The 20,803-nt window shown below is 70.4% G+C and carries 18 protein-coding genes and 1 pseudogene; 11 read left to right on the forward strand and 8 right to left on the reverse strand.

Going from position 1 to position 20,803, the window contains the following annotated elements; all coding sequences use genetic code 11:
* Positions 1-37: 37 nt before the first annotated feature.
* The 5 genes and pseudogenes from OG202_RS35065 to OG202_RS35085 form a co-directional block, all read right to left on the reverse strand.
* A complete protein-coding gene (locus tag OG202_RS35065) occupies positions 38-445 on the reverse strand; it encodes a VOC family protein (protein ID WP_326576610.1) in 408 nt (135 codons plus the stop codon).
* 134 nt (positions 446-579) lie between these two features.
* Positions 580-1,866: a hypothetical protein gene (locus OG202_RS35070; RefSeq protein WP_328224119.1), complete on the reverse strand. Its 1,287-nt coding sequence runs from the start codon at positions 1,864-1,866 to the stop codon at positions 580-582.
* Between the two features lie 482 nt (positions 1,867-2,348).
* Positions 2,349-3,062: pseudogene (locus tag OG202_RS35075) on the reverse strand (ABC transporter ATP-binding protein); the annotation flags it as partial.
* 213 nt (positions 3,063-3,275) lie between these two features.
* Positions 3,276-4,640, reverse strand: coding sequence for an aspartate aminotransferase family protein (locus OG202_RS35080; RefSeq protein ID WP_327727620.1), 1,365 nt, complete (start codon positions 4,638-4,640; stop codon positions 3,276-3,278).
* A gap of 19 nt (positions 4,641-4,659) precedes the next feature.
* The gene (locus OG202_RS35085; protein WP_327727619.1) at positions 4,660-5,196 is read right to left on the reverse strand and encodes an Lrp/AsnC family transcriptional regulator; all 537 of its coding nucleotides are present in this window, start codon (positions 5,194-5,196) and stop codon (positions 4,660-4,662) included.
* 178 nt (positions 5,197-5,374) lie between these two features.
* Between OG202_RS35085 and OG202_RS35090 the strand changes: the two genes are divergently transcribed.
* The 4 genes from OG202_RS35090 to OG202_RS35105 all read left to right on the forward strand — a co-directional run bounded on the left by OG202_RS35090 (position 5,375) and on the right by OG202_RS35105 (position 10,290).
* A complete protein-coding gene (locus OG202_RS35090; protein ID WP_328224120.1) occupies positions 5,375-6,820 on the forward strand; it encodes a gamma-aminobutyraldehyde dehydrogenase in 1,446 nt (481 codons plus the stop codon).
* Between the two features lie 351 nt (positions 6,821-7,171).
* Positions 7,172-7,831, forward strand: coding sequence for a YceI family protein (locus OG202_RS35095; protein WP_328224121.1), 660 nt, complete (start codon positions 7,172-7,174; stop codon positions 7,829-7,831).
* A gap of 82 nt (positions 7,832-7,913) precedes the next feature.
* Positions 7,914-8,459: a hypothetical protein gene (locus OG202_RS35100; RefSeq protein WP_328224122.1), complete on the forward strand. Its 546-nt coding sequence runs from the start codon at positions 7,914-7,916 to the stop codon at positions 8,457-8,459.
* Positions 8,460-8,607: 148 nt separating this feature from the next.
* Positions 8,608-10,290: a sigma-70 family RNA polymerase sigma factor gene (locus OG202_RS35105; RefSeq protein WP_328224123.1), complete on the forward strand. Its 1,683-nt coding sequence runs from the start codon at positions 8,608-8,610 to the stop codon at positions 10,288-10,290.
* 119 nt (positions 10,291-10,409) lie between these two features.
* Here OG202_RS35105 and OG202_RS35110 read toward each other — a convergent pair whose 3' ends face one another.
* Entirely contained in the window at positions 10,410-11,123 is a 714-nt protein-coding gene (locus tag OG202_RS35110; RefSeq protein WP_328224124.1) for a glycerophosphodiester phosphodiesterase, read from the reverse strand.
* A gap of 25 nt (positions 11,124-11,148) precedes the next feature.
* Positions 11,149-12,261, reverse strand: a complete 1,113-nt coding sequence (locus OG202_RS35115; RefSeq protein WP_443052319.1) for an adenosine deaminase — start codon at positions 12,259-12,261, stop codon at positions 11,149-11,151.
* Between the two features lie 206 nt (positions 12,262-12,467).
* On the opposite strand from OG202_RS35115, the gene OG202_RS35120 reads away from it, so the two are divergent.
* Positions 12,468-13,964 (forward strand): DUF4190 domain-containing protein, encoded by a 1,497-nt coding sequence (locus OG202_RS35120; RefSeq protein ID WP_327727615.1) that lies wholly within the window; start codon positions 12,468-12,470, stop codon positions 13,962-13,964.
* A gap of 40 nt (positions 13,965-14,004) precedes the next feature.
* A complete protein-coding gene (locus tag OG202_RS35125; protein WP_328224125.1) occupies positions 14,005-14,223 on the forward strand; it encodes a hypothetical protein in 219 nt (72 codons plus the stop codon).
* 24 nt (positions 14,224-14,247) lie between these two features.
* Here the strand turns inward: OG202_RS35125 and OG202_RS35130 are convergent, their stop codons facing one another.
* Entirely contained in the window at positions 14,248-14,814 is a 567-nt protein-coding gene (locus tag OG202_RS35130; protein ID WP_327732111.1) for an NADAR family protein, read from the reverse strand.
* Positions 14,815-15,025: 211 nt separating this feature from the next.
* Here OG202_RS35130 and OG202_RS35135 point away from each other — a divergent pair, with 211 nt between their 5' ends.
* The 5 genes from OG202_RS35135 (at position 15,026) to OG202_RS35155 (ending at position 20,803) form a co-directional block, all read left to right on the forward strand.
* Positions 15,026-16,561, forward strand: a complete 1,536-nt coding sequence (locus tag OG202_RS35135) for a gamma-aminobutyraldehyde dehydrogenase (RefSeq protein ID WP_326576588.1) — start codon at positions 15,026-15,028, stop codon at positions 16,559-16,561.
* An 83-nt stretch (positions 16,562-16,644) separates the two neighbouring features.
* Positions 16,645-17,889, forward strand: a complete 1,245-nt coding sequence (locus tag OG202_RS35140) for a polyamine ABC transporter substrate-binding protein (RefSeq protein WP_328224126.1) — start codon at positions 16,645-16,647, stop codon at positions 17,887-17,889.
* Positions 17,890-17,897: 8 nt separating this feature from the next.
* Positions 17,898-19,070, forward strand: coding sequence for an ABC transporter ATP-binding protein (locus OG202_RS35145; protein WP_328224127.1), 1,173 nt, complete (start codon positions 17,898-17,900; stop codon positions 19,068-19,070).
* Positions 19,070-20,002: an ABC transporter permease gene (locus OG202_RS35150; RefSeq protein ID WP_327727611.1), complete on the forward strand. Its 933-nt coding sequence runs from the start codon at positions 19,070-19,072 to the stop codon at positions 20,000-20,002. Before OG202_RS35145 ends, OG202_RS35150 begins: the two co-directional genes overlap by 1 nt.
* On the forward strand, positions 20,003-20,803 hold the full coding sequence (locus tag OG202_RS35155; RefSeq protein ID WP_328224128.1) for an ABC transporter permease: 801 nt from the start codon (positions 20,003-20,005) through the stop codon (positions 20,801-20,803).

The raw sequence follows: 20,803 nt of genomic DNA on the forward strand, positions 1-20,803 counted from the left end.
CGGGGCGCGGCGGTACGGGGCGGTTGGCAGGTGAGCCTCAGCCCTCGATGGTGGCCGGGTCCATCCACACGACCTCCCAGGTGTGGCCGTCGAGGTCGTCGAAGGCGCGGCCGTACATGAAGTCCATCTCCTGGATCTTCTCCGACGCGGTGCCGCCGGCGGCGACCGCCTTGTCGACCAGCTCGTCCACCTTCTCGCGGCTCTCGGCGCTCAGACAGAGCAGCACCTCGCTGGTCTTCGTGGCGTCCGCGATCTCCTTCTGGGTGAAGGACGAGTAGAACGGCTTGGTGAGCAGCATCGCCACAATGGTGTCGCTGATCACCACGGAGGCCGCGTTCTCGTCGCTGAACTGGGGGTTGAGCGCGTACCCGAGCTCCGTGAAGAACTTCTTCGAGGCGTCGAGGTCGTTCACGGGCAGGTTCACGAAGATCATCTGCTGGTACATGGCGAGGTCTCTCCTGTCGGTCGCGGTCCGTTCGCAGGGGTAGACCGGGGACCCTCGTGGAACTCATCGCCGGTCTCGGATTTTTTTTCGTACGAGTTTTCCGGCGCCCCAGCGGTGTGTCTCAGGGGCGCGTCTCAGGCGACCAGCGGCAGCGCCGCCAGCCGGGCGACCGTCCAGGTCAGAGGGCCGAACACAGCGAGCAGGGCGCCCGCGCGGAGCAGGGCCGCCCGCCGCGGCAACGCGCTGGGCGCTCCCAGCCGCAACAGCGCGGCCGTGGCGTCCGCGTGCGCCCGACGGGCCTCGACGGCGGCCGTCGCGAGGGTGAGCACGGCACAGCCGGCCACCACGAGCGCGCCCAGGAGGGCGAGCGGGCCGACCGTGGGGCGCACGCCGGAGGACAGCGTCACCATGGCGTACGCCCCGGAGGCCACCGCGCACACCACCCCGAGAGGGCGCCCGATGCGCCGGGCGTCTTCCTGGAGCACGCGCCCGGAGAGGAGCCGCAGTGCGCCGGGGCGTACGGACTGGAGCAGGCGTCCGGTGAGGTGGGTGAGCCCGGGGCCGGTGAGGACCAGCCCGAGCGCGGTGAGCAGCCAGCCGCCGAGGGCTCCGGCGGGGCTGTCCGCGAAGCCGCCGGGGAGGGGGAGGGTGGAGCCGTCGTCGGACTGTCCGGCGTACGTCTCCACGGCGAGGCCGACGGCGAGCACGGCGATGCCCCAGGGGAGACCGCCGGGGGCGGGGCGCGGAGCCGCGGGTTCCGGTGGCTCCTGGGGGGCCGTGGGGGCGACGGCCTCCTCGTCCGGCTCCTCCTGGTACCTCGTGGCGCCCGCCGGGGACGCGGCCCGCCGGCCGATGGCGAAGGTGTCGTACGCCATGAAGCGTGTCCGGGGTCCGGTGGGCCGGGCACCCGTGTCCTTGGGGCGTAGCACCAGGGCGGTCGTGGCGCAGGCCACGGCCGGTACCAGGGCGAGGAGGGTCAGGGCCGCGGGGAGGGGGAGGGGCTGCCCCGCGGCGAGGGCGTCGGCGGCGGCGCCGTCGAAGGGCATGCCCCTGAGGTCGCCGCGCAGATGGAGGAAGAAGAGCAGGGCGAGGAGCGAGCCGAGGACGGTGGACAGGGCCGTCGTGACCGCGGAGATGGCCATCAGGCGGCCGGGGCCGAGGCCGATCGCGGACAGGCCGGGGCGGGGGCGGGTTCCGGGGTCGGTGCGGGCCACCGTCACCGCGAAGTACACGGTGGCGGCCGCGGGTGCGAAGCACCAGGCCAGGCGGAGCACCGAGCCGGCCGGGGCGTGCGGATGGGCCATGGCGTGCCCGAGGGCGCAGAGCAGCAGGAATCCCGTGCCGCCGGTGGCCGCGGCGACCAGGAGACGGCGGAGCTGGACCACGGGGTGGGCCCGGCGGGCTAGGCGGAGAGCGAGCACGCGGCCCGGCCTTCCCCGTCGGCGGACGGATGCTCCCCCTCGGCAGCGGTTCCACCACCTCCTTCCGCGGCGGCCCGGCGCTCCTCCTCGGCGGCCGGGCGGCCTCCCTCGTCGGTGCCGGGACGGCGTCCTTGCTCGGTGGTCGGGCGGCCTCCTCGCCCCGTGGCGAGGTGACCTTTGCCGTCGCCGGCGGACACGTGTTCCTCGTCGGCGGTGGGCCGCCCTCCCCGCTCGGTGGCCGGCCGGCCTCCTTGCCCGGTGGTGAGGTGGCCTCCTCCTTCGGCGGTGGCCCGGCGGTCTCCCCCGGCGGCCGGGCGGCCTCCCTTCTTGGTGCCGGGACGGCGTCCCCGCTCGGCAGCCAGGTGGCCTCCCCTCTCGGCGGCGAGGTGGCCTTCGGCTTCCGCGGTGGGCCGGCGGTCTGCCTCGGGCGTGGCTCGGGGGTTCGGCTCTGTGGGGGCTCGGCCTTGCCGGTCTGTGGGAGTTCGGCCTTGCCGGTTCGCGGCGGAGGGGAGGTGGACGGTCTTCACGTGGCGCCCGTCGAGCAGGGAGATCGTGCGGTCCACGAAGGAGGCGGTCTCGGGGTCGTGGGTGGCGAGGACGACGGTGATGTCGTGGGAGCGGGCGGCCGTGGTGAGGGTGCGCAGGACGTGGGTGTGCTCGGCGCGGTGCAGCGCGGCGGTCGGCTCGTCCGCGAAGAGCACGTGGGGGGCGGCGACCAGGGCGCGGGCGACGACCACGCGCTGGCGCTCGGACTGGAGGAGGGCGTGCGGGCGCTTGCGGGCCGAGTCGCGGATGTCGAGGCGCTCCAGCCACTCCAGAGCGGCGGCCTTGGCGGCCCGGCGGCCGGTGCCGCGCAGCATCAGCGGCAGGGCGGCGTTCTCCCAGGCGTTCAGCTCGGGGACGAGGACCGGCTCGGGGTCGATCCAGCCGAAGCGGTCCAGGCGCAGCCGTTCCCGGGCGAGCGGACCCATCGTGTGCAGGGGAAGGCTGTTGAACCACACCTCGCCGCGCTGGGCCCGCAGCTGTCCGGACAGGCACCGCAGGAGCGTGGTCTTGCCGCTGCCGCGCGGGCCGGTGACGGCGACGATCTCGCCCTCCCGGACGGCCATCGACACGCCTCGCAGAGCGGGCGAGCCGTCGTGCGCGTAGGTCAGACCACGTGCCCAGAGCACGTCGTTGTCCGGCGGGGCCACCATGGGCGTACACCTCGGTTCGGATCAGGATTGCCGGGGGAGCCCCCCGTCCGGGGGAACGAAGGCAGGGCCGATCGGTTACAGGGGGCACGCTAGGGAGTCAGGGGGGCGGGGGCCGGACAGCACACGGCCCGGGACGCCCCCATCTCACTCGGATGGGTGCGTCCCGGGCCGTTTGAAAGAGCCGTCCGCGAGCGCCGACGGGATCGTCGGGGGCTACAGCAGGGTCCACGCCTCCGTCAGCGTCGCGCGCAGGATCTGCTCGATCTCGTCGAAGGTCGACTGGTCGGAGATCAGCGGCGGGGCGAGCTGGACGACCGGGTCGCCACGGTCGTCGGCACGGCAGTAGAGGCCGTTCTCGAACAGCTTCTTCGACAGGAAGCCGTAGAGGATCCGCTCGGTCTCGGCGTCGTCGAAGCTCTCCTTCGTCGCCTTGTCCTTGACCAGCTCGATTCCGTAGAAGTAGCCGTTGCCGCGGACGTCTCCGACGATCGGCAGGTCGTACAGCTTCTCCAACGTGGACCGGAACGCGTCCTCGTGGTCGAGGACGTGCTGGTTGAGGCCCTCGCGCTCGAACAGGTCGAGGTTGGCGAGGCCGACGGCCGCGGAGACCGGGTGGCCGCCGAAGGTGTAGCCGTGCAGGAAGGTGTTGTCGCCCTTGTAGAAGGGCTCGGCTATGCGGTCCGAGATGACGCAGGCGCCGATCGGGGAGTAGCCCGAGGTCATGCCCTTGGCGCAGGTGATCATGTCCGGGACGTAGCCGAACTTGTCGCAGGCGAACATCGTGCCGAGCCGGCCGAAGGCGCAGATGACCTCGTCCGACACCAGCAGTACGTCGTACTGGTCGCAGATCTCGCGGACCCGCTGGAAGTAGCCGGGCGGCGGCGGGAAGCAGCCGCCGGCGTTCTGCACCGGCTCCAGGAAGACCGCCGCGACCGTGTCGGGGCCCTCGAAGAGGATCTCCTGCTCGATCTGGTCGGCGGCCCAGCGGCCGAAGGCCTCCGGGTCGTCGCCGAAGTACGGAGCCCGGTAGATGTTGGTGTTCGGGACCTTGTGCGCGCCCGGCACCAGCGGCTCGAAGGGGGCCTTCAGGGCCGGCAGGCCGGTGATGGACAGGGCGCCCTGCGGAGTGCCGTGGTAGGCGACCGCGCGGGAGATGACCTTGTACTTGGTCGGCTTGCCCTGGAGCTTGAAGTACTGCTTGGCGAGCTTCCAGGCGGTCTCGACCGCCTCACCGCCGCCGGTGGTGAAGAAGACCTTGTTCAGATCGCCGGGCGCGTAGTCGGCGATGCGTTCCGCCAGTTCGACGGCCTTCGGGTGGGCGTAGGACCAGACCGGGAAGAAGGCCAGCTCCTGCGCCTGCTTGAACGCGGTCTCCGCCAGCTCGGTGCGGCCGTGGCCCGCCTGGACCACGAAGAGCCCCGCGAGACCGTCGAGGTACCGCTTGCCCTTGTCGTCGTAGATGTAGGTGCCCTCGCCCCGGACGATCGTGGGGACCGGGGAGTTCTCGTACGAGGACATGCGGGTGAAGTGCATCCACAGGTGGTCGTACGCGGTCTGGCTGAGGTCCTTGGGGCTCACGGCTTATCCGTCCTCACGGTTATCGGGTTCCCCACATGTAGGTCTGCTTCTTGAGCTTGAGGTAGACGAAGCTCTCGGTGGAGCGCACGCCGGGCAGGGTCCGGATGCGTTTGTTGATGACCTCCAGGAGGTGGTCGTCGTCCTCGCAGACGACCTCCGCCATCAGGTCGAAGGAGCCGGCGGTGATCACGATGTACTCGACCTCGGACATGGCCGTCAGCGCGTCTGCCACGGGATCCAGGTCGCCGTCGACGTTGATGCCGATCATCGCCTGACGCCGGAAGCCCACGGTGAGCGGATCGGTGACGGCCACGATCTGCATCACGCCCTGGTCGAGCAGCTTCTGGACGCGCTGGCGCACGGCCGCCTCGGACAGGCCGACGGCCTTGCCGATCGCGGCGTACGGCCGCCGGCCGTCCTCCTGGAGCTGCTCGACGATGGCGAGGGAGACGGCGTCCAACTGCGGAGTGCCGTTCCTCGGCTCCTTGGAGTCCTTCCGGGGCTCCTTGGGGTCCTTCTGGTCTGCGCTTCGACTGGCCACGGCCACACTGTGCACGACGTATCGACAGTTCCGCAAGGCTGGATCGATGAAATTCGTTGTTTCTGGGGTCTTAGCTTGCGGATTTCGCAGTCGGCGGGGTGTCGGGGGTGTTGAAAACGTGGGGCGGCGGATTAGGGTGGTGTCTCAAGGGATGGACACCCCAACCTGGACACCCACATCTGGAGGGCCGGCAGTGAGTACCGAGCTGGGTCGGCTGCGCAAGCTACGTAACTACATCGACGGGGAATTCCGTGACGCCGTCGACGGACGGACCACCGAGGTGGTCAACCCCGCGACGGGCGAGGCCTACGCGACCGCGCCCCTGTCCGGCCAGGCCGACGTCGACGCGGCCATGACCGCCGCCGCGGCCGCGTTCCCGGCCTGGCGGGACACGACCCCGGCCGAGCGCCAGAAAGCCCTGCTGAAGATCGCCGACGCGTTCGAGGAGCGGGCCGAGGAGCTCATCGCGGCGGAGGTGGAGAACACGGGCAAGCCGATCGGGCTGACCCGCTCCGAGGAGATCCCGCCGATGGTGGACCAGATCCGCTTCTTCGCGGGCGCCGCGCGGATGCTGGAGGGCCGGTCGGCCGGCGAGTACATGGAGGGGATGACCTCGATCGTCCGCCGTGAGCCGGTCGGTGTCTGCGCCCAGGTCGCGCCGTGGAACTACCCGATGATGATGGCCGTGTGGAAGTTCGCGCCGGCGATCGCCGCGGGCAACACGGTCGTGCTGAAGCCGTCGGACACGACGCCGGCGTCGACCGTTCTCATCGCGGAGATCATCGGGGCGATCCTGCCGAAGGGCGTCTTCAACGTGATCACGGGCGACCGTGACACGGGTCGGCTGATGGTCGAGCACCCGACTCCGGCCATGGCGTCCATCACCGGGTCCGTGCGGGCCGGTATGTCCGTCGCCGAGTCCGCGTCCAAGGACCTCAAGCGCGTCCACCTGGAGCTGGGCGGCAAGGCGCCGGTCGTCGTGTTCGCCGACACCGACATCGCCAAGGCCGTCGAGGAGATCTCGGTGGCGGGCTTCTTCAACGCCGGGCAGGACTGTACGGCCGCGACCCGCGTCCTCGTCCAGGAGGGCATCCACGACGAGTTCGTGGCCGCGCTCGCGAAGGCGGCGGCCGAGACGAAGACCGGGCAGCCGGACGACGAGGACGTGCTGTACGGGCCGCTGAACAACCCCAACCAGCTCAAGCAGGTGGCCGGGTTCATCGAGCGGCTGCCGGCCCACGCCAAGGTCGAGGCGGGTGGCCACCAGGTCGGCGAGAAGGGGTACTTCTACGCGGCGACCGTCGTCTCCGGGCTGAAGCAGGACGACGAGATCATCCAGCGGGAGGTCTTCGGGCCGGTCATCACGGTTCAGTCGTTCACCGACGAGGAGCAGGCCGTCGGCTGGGCGAACGGGGTCGAGTACGCGCTCGCGTCGTCCGTGTGGACGAAGGACCACGGGCGGGCGATGCGCATGTCGAAGGCGTTGGACTTCGGGTGCGTGTGGATCAACACGCACATCGCGCTGGTCGCCGAGATGCCGCACGGCGGGTTCAAGAAGTCGGGGTACGGCAAGGATCTCTCGGGTTATGGGTTCGACGACTACACGCGGATCAAGCACGTGATGACGTCGTTGGACTGAGGGTTCGTCGACGGGCGCGGGGTGTCTGTGGCCGGGCGCGCGGTTCCCCGCGCCCCTGATCGGGCCTGCGGCCCGCCCGGTTCCCCGTGGACTTCTGTCACCGCGGTCTCGTTCCGTGTCCGGTGCGGGACCGCATCCCCGTGCCGCTCGAGGACCGGTCCTGAATCCGAGGGGCGTATTCCGGTCTTCCCGAGATGAATTTCGGCGGGCAATTCGTGGCGACCCTGTGGAGATAGTGCAATTGTCTGCCGCGCGGTGGCGCTTTATCAGCCTTTCGGTGTCGATTCGGACCTGACGGATCAGCCGACGAAGGGTTGCGGCAAATTCCGTCGTGCCGTAGTTACGTGAATCATGAACCTGTTCACCCGTGCTGCGTCCCTGCGCCGCCCGGCATCCCCCACAGCCTCACAACTCCCCCACGAGTCCCCTGCTTTCGGTCCCGACGGCCCGTCCGATCCCACCCTGGCGACGCTGACCGGCGAATGGATGATCGACGCGGCGCACAGCCGTATCGGTTTCTCCGTCCGGCATGCCCTGGTGACGACCGTGCGCGGTGCGTTCACCGAGTATCAGAGCCGGCTCTACTTCGACGGCCGTGATCCTGCTCGTTCACGGGCCGAGATAGTTCTGTCCACCACGTCCGTCGATACCGGAGTGGAACAACGCGACGCCCATCTGATGGGCCGCGACTTCCTGGACGCCGCGACCTATCCGCGTATGCGCTTCGTCAGTACGGCGGTGCGACCCGTGGGCAACGATGTCTACCGCATGGCCGGCGAACTCACGATCAAGAGCATCACCCGGCCTGTGGATCTGGAACTCACCTATATAGGGCACGTCATGGACCCGTTCGGATACGAGCGGGTCGGTTTCGACGGGACGACCACCATCAATCGTTCCGAATGGGGCCTTATGTACAACCAGCGGCTCGCGGAGGGGGGCGCCATGGTGAGCGAGAAGGTGCGCCTGCAATTCGACATCGCCGCGATCCGCACGATTCCCGGCGGCTGACGGCCTGGTGCGTTCTCGTGGGGGCCCGGCATGCCGGGCCCCCACTTTTGAACGCGTTCAAGACGGGGCGTACGCTCACCGCATGAGCGACAGAGCCGCCCTGTTGAAGGGCATCCGTGCGTGGCTGGTCTTCTTCGTCGTCAGTCTGGTGCTGAGCGGCGCCACGGCCTTCCCGCTCGTCCACGAGCTGCGCTGGACCGAGGAGTTGCTGCGATCGCTGTCCGTGGGGGAGTACCTGCCGGCGCTCGTGGAGTGGATCGAACGCGTACGGGCGGGGCTCGACGAGGCCGACGCCGAGTACCCGTTCCTCCTGTACGGCACGGACTGGCTGGCCTTCGCCCACCTCGTGATCGCGGTGGCCTTCTACGGCCCCTACCGTGACCCGGTCCGCAACATCTGGGTCGTCGAGTTCGGCATGATCGCCTGCGCGGGAATCATCCCGCTGGCCCTGATCTGCGGGCCGATCCGGGGCATCCCCTTCTGGTGGACGGTGATCGACATGTCGTTCGGTGTGTTCGGGGTGATCCCGCTGTACGTCGTTCGGCGGCGGATCAAGCGGCTGGAGGCGCTCACCGACGGGTGGGACCGAAAAACTGTTATCCCGGCCGCCTCCACACAGTCTCCGTAGGCACCCCTGTTTCCCCACGTACAGGAGCGAGCCGTATGAGCAGTGTGATCTCCGCCTCGGAGGATCCCCACGTCACAGCGATGGCTGAGAAGGTACGGAACACAGCCGAGTGAACAGGGTGAGCCCAGCGGGACCGGAGGGAACGTACGTGGACGGGCGGCAGTGGCGCGCCACCATCGCGGCCGCACAGACAGGGGACCGGCGCGCCCTCGACGAACTGGTCGAGGGCTGGCTGCCCCTCGTCTACAACATCGTCGGCCGGGCCCTCAACGGCCACGCCGATGTCGACGACGTCGTGCAGGAGACCATGCTGCGCGCCGTCGACAACCTCGACACGCTGCGCGATCCGGACAGCTTCCGCTCCTGGCTGGTCGCGATCGCGATGCGGCAGATACGGGACCGGGCGCGCCGCCGCACCGCCGACCAGCTCGACGACAGCGCCGCCCAGGGCGCCACCGACTTCGCCGAGCTGACCGTGCTGCGGCTGCAGTTGGAGGGCCAGCGGAAAGAGGTCGCGGAAGCGGTCCGCTGGCTCGACGGCGAGGACCGCCAGCTGCTCTCGCTGTGGTGGCTGGAGGTCGCGGGCGAACTCACCCGGCGCGAGCTCGCCGCCGCCGTCGGCATCAGCCGGCAGCATGCCGCCGTGCGCGTCCAGCGGATGAAGGCCCGTCTGGAGACCGCGCGGGGCATCGTCCGCGCCCTCGACTCCTCCTGCTCCGACCTGGGCCGGGTCACCGCCCGTTGGAGCGGGCGGCCCGACTCGGTGTGGCGCAAGCGCATCGCCCGGCACATCCGAGGCTGCGCCCGCTGCGACGGCCACGGCCGCCCCGGCGAGGTCGTCGTCCCCGCCGAACGCCTCCTCGTCGGCCTGGCCCTGGTGCCCGTCCCCGTCGGTTTCACGCTGTCCCTGGCGTTCGGCGGGAAGACCGCCGTGGCGGCGACCGCCGCGACCGCCTCCGTGGGCTGGTCCGCCAAGGTGCTCGGCGCCCTCGCCAAGCCCGCCGTCGCGGTGACGGCGAGTGCGTCGATCGTCGCCGGGGGCGCGTACGTCGTGACGCAGCCCCCGCAGGACCGGCCCGCGCAGGCCGCGCCCACGGCGCTCAGCACGGCCCGCGCGCCCGAGGTTTCGAAGCCCCGGGGCCCCTCGCCCTCCACCTCGCCGACGCCGTCCCCCTCCGTCTCCCCGTCCGCGACGAAGAAGGCCGATCTCTACGGCACCGTCGTCGACGTCGTGGACGCGGCGCCGGACCCGGACACCCCGCCCGGCGCCCTCCCGCGCCGGCCGGAGTCCGGCCTCACGAGCAGTGGCGGCACGCGGACCGTGATGAACCACCGGGGCGACGCCGTGACCTTCACGGGCGAGGGTTATGTCCTGGTCCGCTGGCAGATCTCGCCGCAGTACCGGGCGGGCGGCCTGGTCATGCCGTCCTGGACCGGCCTGAAGGGCAAGCTCTTCCACGTCGCCTCGGGCGGCGGCCGCCGCATGGACGATCCGACCTCCGCCGACGGCGAGACCTCCGGCATGGGCGGGCCCGACACCGGATACACGGTCCTGCCCGCAGGCACCCAACAGATGTGGCAGAACGAGTACTTCTATCTCGACGGCACGGTCACCCTCACCCAGAACGAACGCGGCGCCGACTACGGCATCACCGTCGCCCCCTCCACCTGGGACAGCGTCACCGAGGACATCACCCAAGGGCCCGACCGGGGCGCCCGTCGCTACGGCCTCGTCCGCGACAACGGCCGGGACTCGGCCCCCGTACCGCAGTACGTCACGCGGGAGAAGCCTCAGGACGCGGCGACGGTGGAGCAGCGGTCGGAGGTGTAACGGCCTCGTCGGCTCCCCGCCGTATGCGGCCGCGGGGTGTCGCTGAGCGTCCAGGGGCTCGGGACCCCGGAGGGCGTGTGCGGGTGTGTCGTGGCTGTTCGCGCAGTTCCCCGCGCCCCCTAGAGGGCGCTGTCCTCGGCCTCGGTTCGGGGATGCTGCCTCAGTGCGCACAGGGTGTCGACTCGGTTCGTCGTGATCGAGTCGACGCCCAGGCCGATCAGGCGACGCATGGAGCGGCGGGTGTCGGGGGTCCAGGCGGAGAGGAGGTAGCCGTCGTGGTGGACGCGGTCCGCGAGGGCGTGGGTGAGCAGGCCGAAGCGGTAGTTGAGCCAGCGGGGGCGGATCGCGTCGAGCAGGGCGGGGCGGGGTGGGGCGAGGGTCTTCCAGGTGAGGGCGAGCTCGGCGGTGGGGGCGGCGGCGCGGAGGGCGAGCAGGGTGGGCGGGTCCGCGCTGTAGTAGACGCGGTCCTCGGCGTCGCACTCCCGTACGACACCGAGGATCTGCCGCACCGCCCGGGGGTTCACCGAGCCCGGCAGGTCGACCATGACCCGGCTGCTCCGGGTGGTGAGCAGCGCGTCGGCCAGCGTCGGCACCCCGTCGGCCGTCAGCCCGCGCAGCTCCGCGGCGGAGAGCGCGGCCAGCGGCCGGTCCAGCTCCCAGAGCCGGTTCAGCGTCGCGTCGTGGAGCAGGACGGGCACGCCGTCACGGGTCGTCCGTACGTCGAACTCGACGGCGTCCGCGCCCAGTTCGAGCCCGGCGCGCAGGGAGTCGAGCGTGTTCTCACGGTGGCGGTAGGGGGCGCCGCGATGGGCGACGGCTGTCACGGTGCGCATGAGGGTGATGAGGGTCCCGATCGGGTCAGGGGGTCAGCCAGGCCGATGTGTAGGTGTCGATCTCGGCGGAGACGCGGGCCTTGCCGGGCTCGTCGAGGAAGGACGCGTCCACCGCGTTCTTCGCCAGCGCGGCCAGCCCCTGCTCGTCGAGGTCGAGGAGGCGCGCGGCGACCGCGTACTCGGTGTTGAGGTCGGTGCCGAACATCGGCGGGTCGTCGGAGTTGATGGTGACCAGGACCCCGGCCCGCACGAACTCCTTGATGGGGTGCTCGTCGAGGGTGCGGACCGCGCGCGTGGCTATGTTCGAGGTCGGGCAGACCTCCAGGGCGATGCGGTGCTCGGCGAGGTGGGCGAGCAGCTTCGGGTCGCGGGCCGAACTGGTGCCGTGCCCGATGCGCTCCGCGCGCAGGTGGTGGAGCGCGTCCCACACCGTCTCGGGGCCGGTGGTCTCGCCGGCGTGCGGCACGGAGTGCAGCCCGGCCGCGATCGCGCGGTCGAAGTACGGCTTGAACTGCGGCCTCGGCACGCCGACCTCGGGCCCGCCGAGCCCGAACGACACCAGCCCCTCCGGCCGCAGCCGGTCGTCCGTGGCGAGCCGGACGGTCTCCTCGGCCGAGACCAGCCCCGCCTCGCCCGGAATGTCGAAGCACCACCGCAGTACGGTCCCGAACTCGGCCTCCGCCGCCTTCCGCGCGTCCTCGATCGCCTCCATGAAGGCCCGCTCGTCGATCCCGCGACGGGTGGAGGAGTACGGCGTGACGGTCAGCTCGGCGTACCGCACCTGCTGCCGGGAGAGGTCCCGCGCCACCTCGAACGTCAGCAGCCGGACGTCCTCCGGGGTGCGGATCAGGTCGACGACGGACAGATACACCTGGATGAAGTGGGCGAAGTCCGTGAACGAGAAGTAGTCCGCGAGCGCTTCGGGGTCCGTCGGCACCGCGGAGTCGGGGTGGCGGGCGGCCAGTTCCGCGACGATACGGGGAGAGGCGGAGCCGACGTGGTGCACATGCAGTTCGGCCTTGGGCAGACCGGCGATGAAGGCGTGCAGGTCGCGGGTGCCAAAGGCGCCGGGAGCGGCGGATGTGCCGGCGACGGCGGGGGCCACGGGCACGCCCTGTGCGGTGCGGTGGTCGGTCAAGGTTCCTCCCCGGGAACGGCGTCCGCCCCGGACCGTGGTCTTCGTCGGGGGACGCGGGTGATCGGCTGATCGATGACTCGGGGATCATCGTAGGCGGCTGCCCGCACGCCCAACCCCGGGCCTTAGCATGACCGAACGTACAGCTGATCGCGTACGACGGAAAAGACGACGCAGAACGGCACGGAACGCTACAGGGGGACCCACTCATGTCATCCGACGAGGCACCTGCTCCGGAGAGACCGGCCGACCCGCAGCCGGACCCGTGGGCACCCCCACAGGACCGCGTCCCGACACCGCCACCGACGGTCGCCGACGGGGCCCCGCTGCCGACGGCGGCCGACGATGCCGCCCTGCCGACAGTCGTGGACGGTGCCACCCTGCCGACGCTGACCGACGATGCCGTGCCGCCGGTGGTCGTGGATGGTGCCACTCTGCCGACGCTGACCGAGGACGCCGTGCCGCCGGTGGTGGTGGATGGTGCCACTCTGCCGACGCTGACCGAGGACGCCGTACCGCCGTCGGTCGCCGCCGACGCCGACATGCTGACGGTGGGCGACGGCATCCCCCTGCCGGCCGCGCAGGCCGCCGTCCCGCAGCCCGAGGACGCGGTCCCGGCCCCGAAGGTCGCGCTGGACAAGCCGACCGTGTCCGCGGGGCCTGCCGACTTCGGCGAGCCCGCCGGGGCCGTGGGTTCCGCCGGGCCGAGCGCACCGGTGCCGCCCACGGGCTCCACCGGGCCCGGTGCGCCGGTTTCGTACGCCGGGTCGGCCCCGTCCGCTGCCCCCGCCGACGCCGCGCCTCCCCGCGATCCCTGGGCCGTGCCCGCCGACACCCCGGCGCCGGGCAGCCCCACCCGCCCCGCCCCCTCGGTGCACGACCAGATGACGGTCGTGTCCATGCCGGGAGTGGACGAGAGCGGCCCGGTGCCGACCGCGCCGACTTCTCCCCAGGCCCCCACGGCACCGCAGCCCTGGGCCGGCCCCGGCGCGTTCGCACCCCCGGGCGGCCCGCAGTCCGCCACGTCCACCACCTCCGGCTACAACCCGTTCGCCCCGCCCGCCGCCCAGGCACCTCACACACCCGGCGCACCCCACGCGTCCTACCCGCCACCGGCAGTCGGCGCCCCCTACGCCGCCCCCGCCCCCGCCCCCGCCCCCGGTGCCGCCGTCCCGCCGCCGCCCATCGGCCCCGAAGGGCCCGGCCAGGTCCCGTACGGCTATCCCCAGTACCCGGCGTACCCGGGTGCCCACGCCCACCCCGGTGTCGGCTACCCCGGCACCGGCTACCCCGCCCCCGGCGCGGCCTACGCCTGGCCCGCGATGGCGCCGCCGCCGAGCAACGGGATGGGGATCGCGGCGATGGTGCTCGGCATCTGTGCCGCCGTGCTCTTCTGTCTGTGGCCGCTGGCGATCCTGCTCGGGGTCATGGCCGTGATCTTCGGGTCCATCGGTCGGGTCAAGGCGCGCCGGGGCGAGGCGACGAACCCGGGGCACGCACTGGCCGGGATCATCTGCGGAGTGGTCGGCATCCTGCTCGGCATCGGCTTCATCGTCCTCATCGTCGTGGCGCCCGGCAGCGCCGACTACGACTCGGACCCCGCCCCCTTCGACGACAGCTACTCCACGTCGCTGTCCCTGGTGCTGCCGCCCGGCGACGGCGACGCGACCCACGCCGCCGAGGTCTTCTCGCCCCGCGTCGGCTAGTACCCCACCGGGCGACAGTGCCCCGAAGGGGCACGGAGCCGTGACGATGCGCGGAGCCGGAGCCGTGACGATGCGCGGAGCCGGAGCCGTGACGATGCGCGGAGCCGGAGCCGTGACGATGCGCGGAGCCGTGACGATGCGCGGAGCCGTGACGATGCGCGGAGCCGTGACGATGCGCGGAGCCGTGACGATGCGCGGAGCCGTGACGATGCGCGGCTCCGCCGCATGGCCCGACCGGTCACGACGCACCCGCGGATGATGGACCGGGCTCCCGGCGGAGCGCTCAGGCGTCGACCCCGCTCAGCAGTCTCTCCCGGGCCGCCATCAGCGCGAAGCCCAGCAGATTGGGGCCCCGCCACCGCGCGGGGTCCATGGCGCGTTCGTCGTCCGCGGCGAGGCCGATGCCCCAGACACGGTCGAGAGGGCTGGCCTCGACGAGCACCCGGTTCCCCGTGCCCAGGAGGAACGTCCGCAGCTCGGCGTGGGCGGCGAACTTGTGGAAGCTGCCCTCGACGACGATGCCGAAGCGCTCCCGCTGCCACAGGGCGTCGTCGAAGCCGCGGACCAGTCGCCCGATCTTCTTGGCCTGGGCGGGGCTCGACGCGGCGACGGCCCTGCGCTCCGCCTCCGGGTCCCCGAAGAGCCGGGCCTTCGACGCCATCATCCAGTGCTCTGCCGTCGCGTACTCCACGCCGTCCACCGTGAACGGTGACGGCCACCACTGGCTCAGACAGCTCGCGCCGATCCGGCCGTCGGGCCGGGGACGGTGTCCCCAGAAGTGCAGGTACGTGACCCTTGCCCCCGCTCGGACCGCTCCGGTGAGCGTCTCCCAAGAATCGATCTTCTCCATGCCGACGAGTCTGGCAGCCGCCACCGACAAACCGTCCTCGATTTTCCGTCCCGGATGGACACCTGGTCGACAGATTCCGTCGCGTAACCAAAAGGCAACAACGGAATCCCTTGTTGGCGCCGCATGGCTCTGTCAGGATCGGCACTCAAATCGAGCTGGAGCTACGCCACCCGCCCCCGGGACAGAGGGGGTACCGGCGGAGGAGAGCGACATGCAGAACCCGGGCACCGCCGCCCCGGAACGATTCCCCGCACAGGACCGCTTCGCGGCCGGCGCGCAGTACATCGCCGGCCGCCTGACGAAGGGCACATCGGGCCGTACCCACGCGGTCGTCGACCCCGCGACCGGCGACGAGGTCCTCACCTACGAGCTGGCCGGCCCGGACGACGTGGACGCGGCCGTCGCCGCCGCCCTCGCGGCGTTCCCCGGCTGGGCCGCCACCACGCCCGGCGAGCGGTCCGACGCCCTGCACCGCTTCGCCGCGGTCCTGGCGGACCGCGCGGAGGAGTTCGCCCGGGCCGAGTCCCTGCAGTGCGGGAAGCCGCTCAAACTGACGCGCGAGTTCGACGTGCCCGGCACCCTCGACAACACCGCGTTCTTCGCGGGCGCCGCCCGGCACCTGCAGGGCCAGTCGGCCGGCGAGTACTCCGGCGACCACACCTCGTACGTACGCCGTGAACCCATCGGCGTGGTCGGTTCGATCGCGCCCTGGAACTATCCGCTCCAGATGGCCGCCTGGAAGATCCTCCCGGCGGTCGCCGCGGGCAACACGATCGTCCTGAAGCCCGCCGAGACCACCCCGCTCACCTCGCTGCTCTTCGCGCAGGCCGCCACGGACGCCGGAATCCCCGACGGCGTGATCAACGTCGTCACCGGGACCGGCAAGGACGCCGGTGAACATCTCGTCGGGCACCCCGACGTGGTCATGACCTCCTTCACGGGGTCCACGGCCGTCGGCAAACGTGTCGCCGAGATCGCCACGGCCACCGTCAAGCGCATCCATCTGGAGCTGGGCGGCAAGGCCCCGTTCGTGGTCTTCGACGACGCCGACCTGGAGGCCGCCGTCCACGGCGCGGTCGCGGGTGCCCTCATCAACACCGGGCAGGACTGCACGGCCGCCACGCGCGCGTACGTGCAGCGGCCCCTCTACGAGGAGTTCGTCGCGCGGACGGCCGCCCTCATGGAGACCGTCCGGCTCGGCGACCCCTTCGCCCCGGGCACCGACCTCGGTCCGCTGATCTCCCACGTCCAGCGCGACCGTGTCGCCGGATTCGTCGAGCGGGCACGCGCGTACGCGCGCGTGGTCACCGGTGGCGAGGCACCACAGGGAGATCTCAAGAACGGGGCCTACTATCGGCCCACGCTCGTCGCGGACGCCGCCCAGGACAGCGAGATCGTCCAGTCGGAGATCTTCGGGCCGGTGCTCGTGGTCCTGCCCTTCGACAGCGACGACGAGGGAATCCGGCTCGCGAACGACACACCGTACGGCCTCGCCGCCTCCGCCTGGAGCCGGGACGTGTACCGGACGGGCCGCGCCACCCGCGAGATCAAGGCCGGGTGCGTGTGGGTCAACGACCACATCCCGATCATCAGCGAGATGCCGCACGGCGGCTACAAGGCCTCCGGCTTCGGCAAGGACATGTCCGTGTACTCGTTCGAGGAGTACACCCAGATCAAGCACGTCATGTTCGACAATACGGCGATCGCCAGGAAGGACTGGCACCGCACGATCTTCGGGGACCGCTAGTCAGCCCGGGGACCGGCCGCCCGACCCCCGGCCGCTCTCCGCCCACCCTCCCGAAAGGGCCCCTCCGAAAGGGCATCACGCGCATGGAGCAGTACGAGCCCGACCGCCTGTCACCGGCCCAGGCGGCCGCCGTGCGGCGCAGCCTCACCAGCGGCAGGGCCGCCCTCAGCCGCCGTTCGCTGCTGCGCGCCGGAACCGGCGGCGCACTCGCGATCGGCGGGCTCGGCGCGCTGAGCGCCTGCGGCATCCCCGCGGCGAAGAACACCTCGGGCGTCTCGTCAGAGGACCACTCGGCCAAGGAGAAGGAGGTCGACTTCTCCAACTGGACCGATTACATGGACATCGACGACAGCGGCAAGCGTCACCCCAGCCTGGAGCAGTTCACCCGGCGCACCGGCATCAAGGTCAAGTACAGCGAGGACATCAACGACAACGTCGAGTTCTTCGGCAAGATCAAGCCGCAGCTCGCGGCCGGTCAGGACACCGGGCGTGACCTCATCTGCGTCACCGACTGGCTGGCGGCCAGGCTGATCCGCTTCGGGTGGGTGCAGAAACTGGACGCGTCCAACCTCCCGCATGCCTTCATGAACCTCTCCCAGCAGTTCCGCGACCCGGACTGGGACCCGGGGCGCGCCTACTCGTACCCCTGGCAGGGCATCTCGACCGTCGTCGCCTACAACAAGAAGGCCCTGGACGGCGAGGAGGTGCAGTCCGTCTCCGACATGCTCGACAACCCGAAGCTGAAGGGCCGCATCGGCTTCCTCTCCGAGATGCGCGACAGCATCGGGATGACCCTGCTGGACATGGGCAAGGATCCGGCGACGTTCGGCGACGACGACTACGACGCGGCGATCGCCCGCCTCCAGAAGGCCGTCGACAACGGCCAGATCCGCCGCTTCACCGGCAACGACTACATCTCGGACCTCAGCAAGGGCGACCTCGCGGCCTGTATCGCCTGGGCCGGTGACGTGGTCCAGCTCAAGGCCGACAGCCCGGACGTCGACTTCGTCATCCCCGACAGCGGCTACATGACCTCGACGGACAACCTGCTGATCCCGAACAGGGCCCGGCACAAGACCAACGCCGAACGGCTCATCGACTACTACTACGAGCCGAAGCCGGCCGCCGAACTCGCCGCGTACATCAACTACGTGTGCCCCGTCGACGGTGTGAAGGCGGAGCTGGCCAAGATCGACCCGGACGCGGCGAACAACCCGCTGATCATTCCCGACGCGGCCATGGCAGCCAAGTCACACGCCTTCCGCTCCCTCAGCCAGCGGGAAGAGACGGCGTACGAAGAGAAGTTCGCGAAGCTGACAGGGGCGTGACGAGGACGATGACCAGCAAGAAGAGCACAGACAACGGCAGCGGTGACGTCCGCCTCTCCGGCATCGGCAAGACCTACGGCTCCTTCACCGCCGTGCACCCGCTCGACCTGACCGTGCCGGCCGGTTCCTTCTTCGCTCTGCTCGGCGCCTCCGGCTGCGGCAAGACGACCACCCTGCGCATGATCGCGGGTCTGGAGGAACCTTCCTGCGGAAGCGTCTCCCTCGGCGATCAGGACGTGACGAACCTGCCCCCGTACAAGCGGCCGGTGAACACGGTCTTCCAGTCGTACGCCCTCTTCCCGCACCTCGACATCTTCGAGAACGTCGCCTTCGGTCTGCGCCGGCGCGGCATCAAGAGCGTGAAGAAGCAGGTCGAGGAGATGCTGGAGCTGGTCCAGCTCGCCGAGCAGGCCCGCAAGAAGCCGCACCAGCTGTCGGGCGGCCAGCAGCAGCGCGTCGCCGTCGCCCGCGCCCTCATCAACCACCCCAAGGTCCTCCTCCTCGACGAGCCCCTCGGCGCCCTCGACCTCAAACTGCGCCGCCAGATGCAGCTGGAGCTGAAGCGCATCCAGACCGAGGTCGGCATCACCTTCATCCACGTCACGCACGACCAGGAGGAGGCCATGACCATGGCCGACACGGTCGCCGTGATGAACGGCGGCCGCGTCGAGCAGCTCGGCTCACCCACCGACCTGTACGAGAACCCGCGGACCACCTTCGTCGCCAACTTCCTCGGCACCTCCAACCTCATAGAGGCCGAGGTCGACTCCAGGAGCGGCGACGAGATCGTCCTGAAGGCGGGCGACGGCAAGCTCGTCCTGCCACAGGCGCGGTGCGCCGCGCCCACCGCGACCGGGGGCAAGGTCCTCGTCGGCGTACGCCCCGAGAAGATCACCCTCACGCACGCGGACGACGCCGGGGACATCCCCGTCGGCCGCAACCGCGTCAACGGCAGGATCACCGCCACCAGCTTCATCGGCGTCTCCACGCAGTACGTCATCGACAGCTCGGTCTGCCCCGAGTTCGAGGTGTACGTCCAGAACATCGACCGCGACGTCCGCCTCGTCCCCGGCGTGGATGTCGTCCTGCACTGGAATCCCGCGCACACGTTCGGTCTGGACGCCGCCCAGGACATCGACGCGGGCGTGGACGAGGGCGTGGACGAGGGGGCGGCCGTCTGATGTCGACCCTCACCGAAGCCGAGGCACCACCGCCCCTGGCCCCCGTCCCGACCACGAAGCCGCCCCGGAAAAGGGGTCGCTGGACGCCGTATCTGCTGCTCGCGCCCGGTCTGATCTGGCTGCTGGTCTTCTTCGCGATGCCGATGGTCTACCAGGCCTCCACGTCCGTGCAGACGGGCTCCCTGGAGGACGGCTACCAGGTCACCTGGCACTTCGCGACCTACTGGGACGCGCTGAGCGAGTACTACCCGCAGTTCCTGCGCTCGGTCCTGTACGCGGGCTCGGCGACGATCCTGTGCCTGCTCCTCGGCTATCCGCTGGCGTACCTGATCGCGTTCCGCGCGGGCCGCTGGCGCAATCTGATCCTGATCCTGGTGATCGCCCCGTTCTTCACCAGCTTCCTGATCCGCACCCTCGCCTGGAAGACGATCCTGTCGGACGGCGGCCCGGTCGTCGGCGCCCTCGACACCCTGCACGTCCTGGACGTCACCAGCTGGCTCGGCCTCACGGCCGGGGACCGGGTGCTGGCCACGCCGCTCGCGGTGGTCTGCGGCCTCACGTACAACTTCCTGCCGTTCATGATCCTGCCGCTCTACACCTCGCTGGAGCGCATCGACGGGCGGCTGCACGAAGCGGCCGGCGACCTCTACGCGAAGCCGTTCACCACCTTCCGCAAGGTCACGTTCCCGCTCTCCATGCCCGGTGTCGTCTCCGGCACGCTGCTGACGTTCATCCCGGCGAGCGGCGACTACGTGAACGCCGAACTCCTCGGCTCCACCAACACCCAGATGATCGGCAACGTCATCCAGAGCCAATTCCTGCGGATCCTCGACTATCCGACGGCGGCGGCCCTCTCGTTCATCCTCATGGCCGCGATCCTCGTCATGGTCACGGTCTACATCCGTAAGTCGGGGACGGAGGATCTGGTTTAAATGGCCCTCATAAACTGGCTCAAGCGCCGTCTCGTGGTCATCGCGGGACTTCTGACGCTCGGATATCTGCTCCTGCCGAACGTCGTCGTCACCGTCTTCTCCTTCAATCAGCCGAAGGGCCGCTTCAACTACGAGTGGCAGGAATTCTCCACGGCCGCCTGGACCGACCCGTGCGGTGTCGCCGACCTGTGCGGCTCGCTCTCGCTCAGCCTCCAGCTGGCCGCCTGGGCGACCCTCGGCGCGACCGTCCTCGGCACGATGATCGCCTTCGCGCTGGTGCGGTACCGCTTCCGCGCGCGCGGTGCGGTGAACTCGCTGATCTTCCTGCCGATGGCGATGCCCGAGGTCGTGATGGCCGCCTCGCTGCTCACCCTTTTCCTCAACATGGGTGCACAGCTGGGATTCTGGACGATCCTCATCGCGCACATCATGTTCTGCCTCAGCTTCGTCGTCGTCGCCGTGAAGGCGCGGGTGATGTCGATGGACCCGAGGCTGGAGGAGGCCGCGCGGGACCTGTACGCGGGCCCCGTCCAGACCTTCGTCCGGGTCACCCTGCCGATCGCCGCCCCGGGCATCGCGGCGGGCGCGCTGCTCGCCTTCGCGCTCTCCTTCGACGATTTCATCATCACCAATTTCAACGCGGGTTCGACCGTCACCTTCCCCATGTTCGTCTGGGGTTCGGCACAGCGCGGCACACCCGTCCAGATCAATGTCATCGGTACGGCCATGTTCCTGGTCGCCGTACTGTTCGTGATGGCCGGAATGGCCATCGGAAACCGCAGGAAGAAGCACAAGGCATAA

Source organism: Streptomyces sp. NBC_00310 (genome assembly GCF_036208085.1).
In the GTDB taxonomy this organism is placed as follows: domain Bacteria; phylum Actinomycetota; class Actinomycetes; order Streptomycetales; family Streptomycetaceae; genus Streptomyces.

Coding starts and splice junctions, on each gene's coding strand:
- OG202_RS35065 (WP_326576610.1), bottom strand. CDS start 445: ATGTACCAGCAGATGATCTTCGTGAACCTGCCCGTGAACGACCTCGAC.
- OG202_RS35095 (WP_328224121.1), top strand. CDS start 7,172: ATGAACCTGTTCACCCGTGCTGCGTCCCTGCGCCGCCCGGCATCCCCC.
- OG202_RS35100 (WP_328224122.1), top strand. CDS start 7,914: ATGAGCGACAGAGCCGCCCTGTTGAAGGGCATCCGTGCGTGGCTGGTC.
- OG202_RS35110 (WP_328224124.1), bottom strand. CDS start 11,123: ATGCGCACCGTGACAGCCGTCGCCCATCGCGGCGCCCCCTACCGCCAC.
- OG202_RS35120 (WP_327727615.1), top strand. CDS start 12,468: ATGTCATCCGACGAGGCACCTGCTCCGGAGAGACCGGCCGACCCGCAG.
- OG202_RS35130 (WP_327732111.1), bottom strand. CDS start 14,814: ATGGAGAAGATCGATTCTTGGGAGACGCTCACCGGAGCGGTCCGAGCG.
- OG202_RS35135 (WP_326576588.1), top strand. CDS start 15,026: ATGCAGAACCCGGGCACCGCCGCCCCGGAACGATTCCCCGCACAGGAC.
- OG202_RS35140 (WP_328224126.1), top strand. CDS start 16,645: ATGGAGCAGTACGAGCCCGACCGCCTGTCACCGGCCCAGGCGGCCGCC.
- OG202_RS35145 (WP_328224127.1), top strand. CDS start 17,898: ATGACCAGCAAGAAGAGCACAGACAACGGCAGCGGTGACGTCCGCCTC.
- OG202_RS35150 (WP_327727611.1), top strand. CDS start 19,070: ATGTCGACCCTCACCGAAGCCGAGGCACCACCGCCCCTGGCCCCCGTC.
- OG202_RS35155 (WP_328224128.1), top strand. CDS start 20,003: ATGGCCCTCATAAACTGGCTCAAGCGCCGTCTCGTGGTCATCGCGGGA.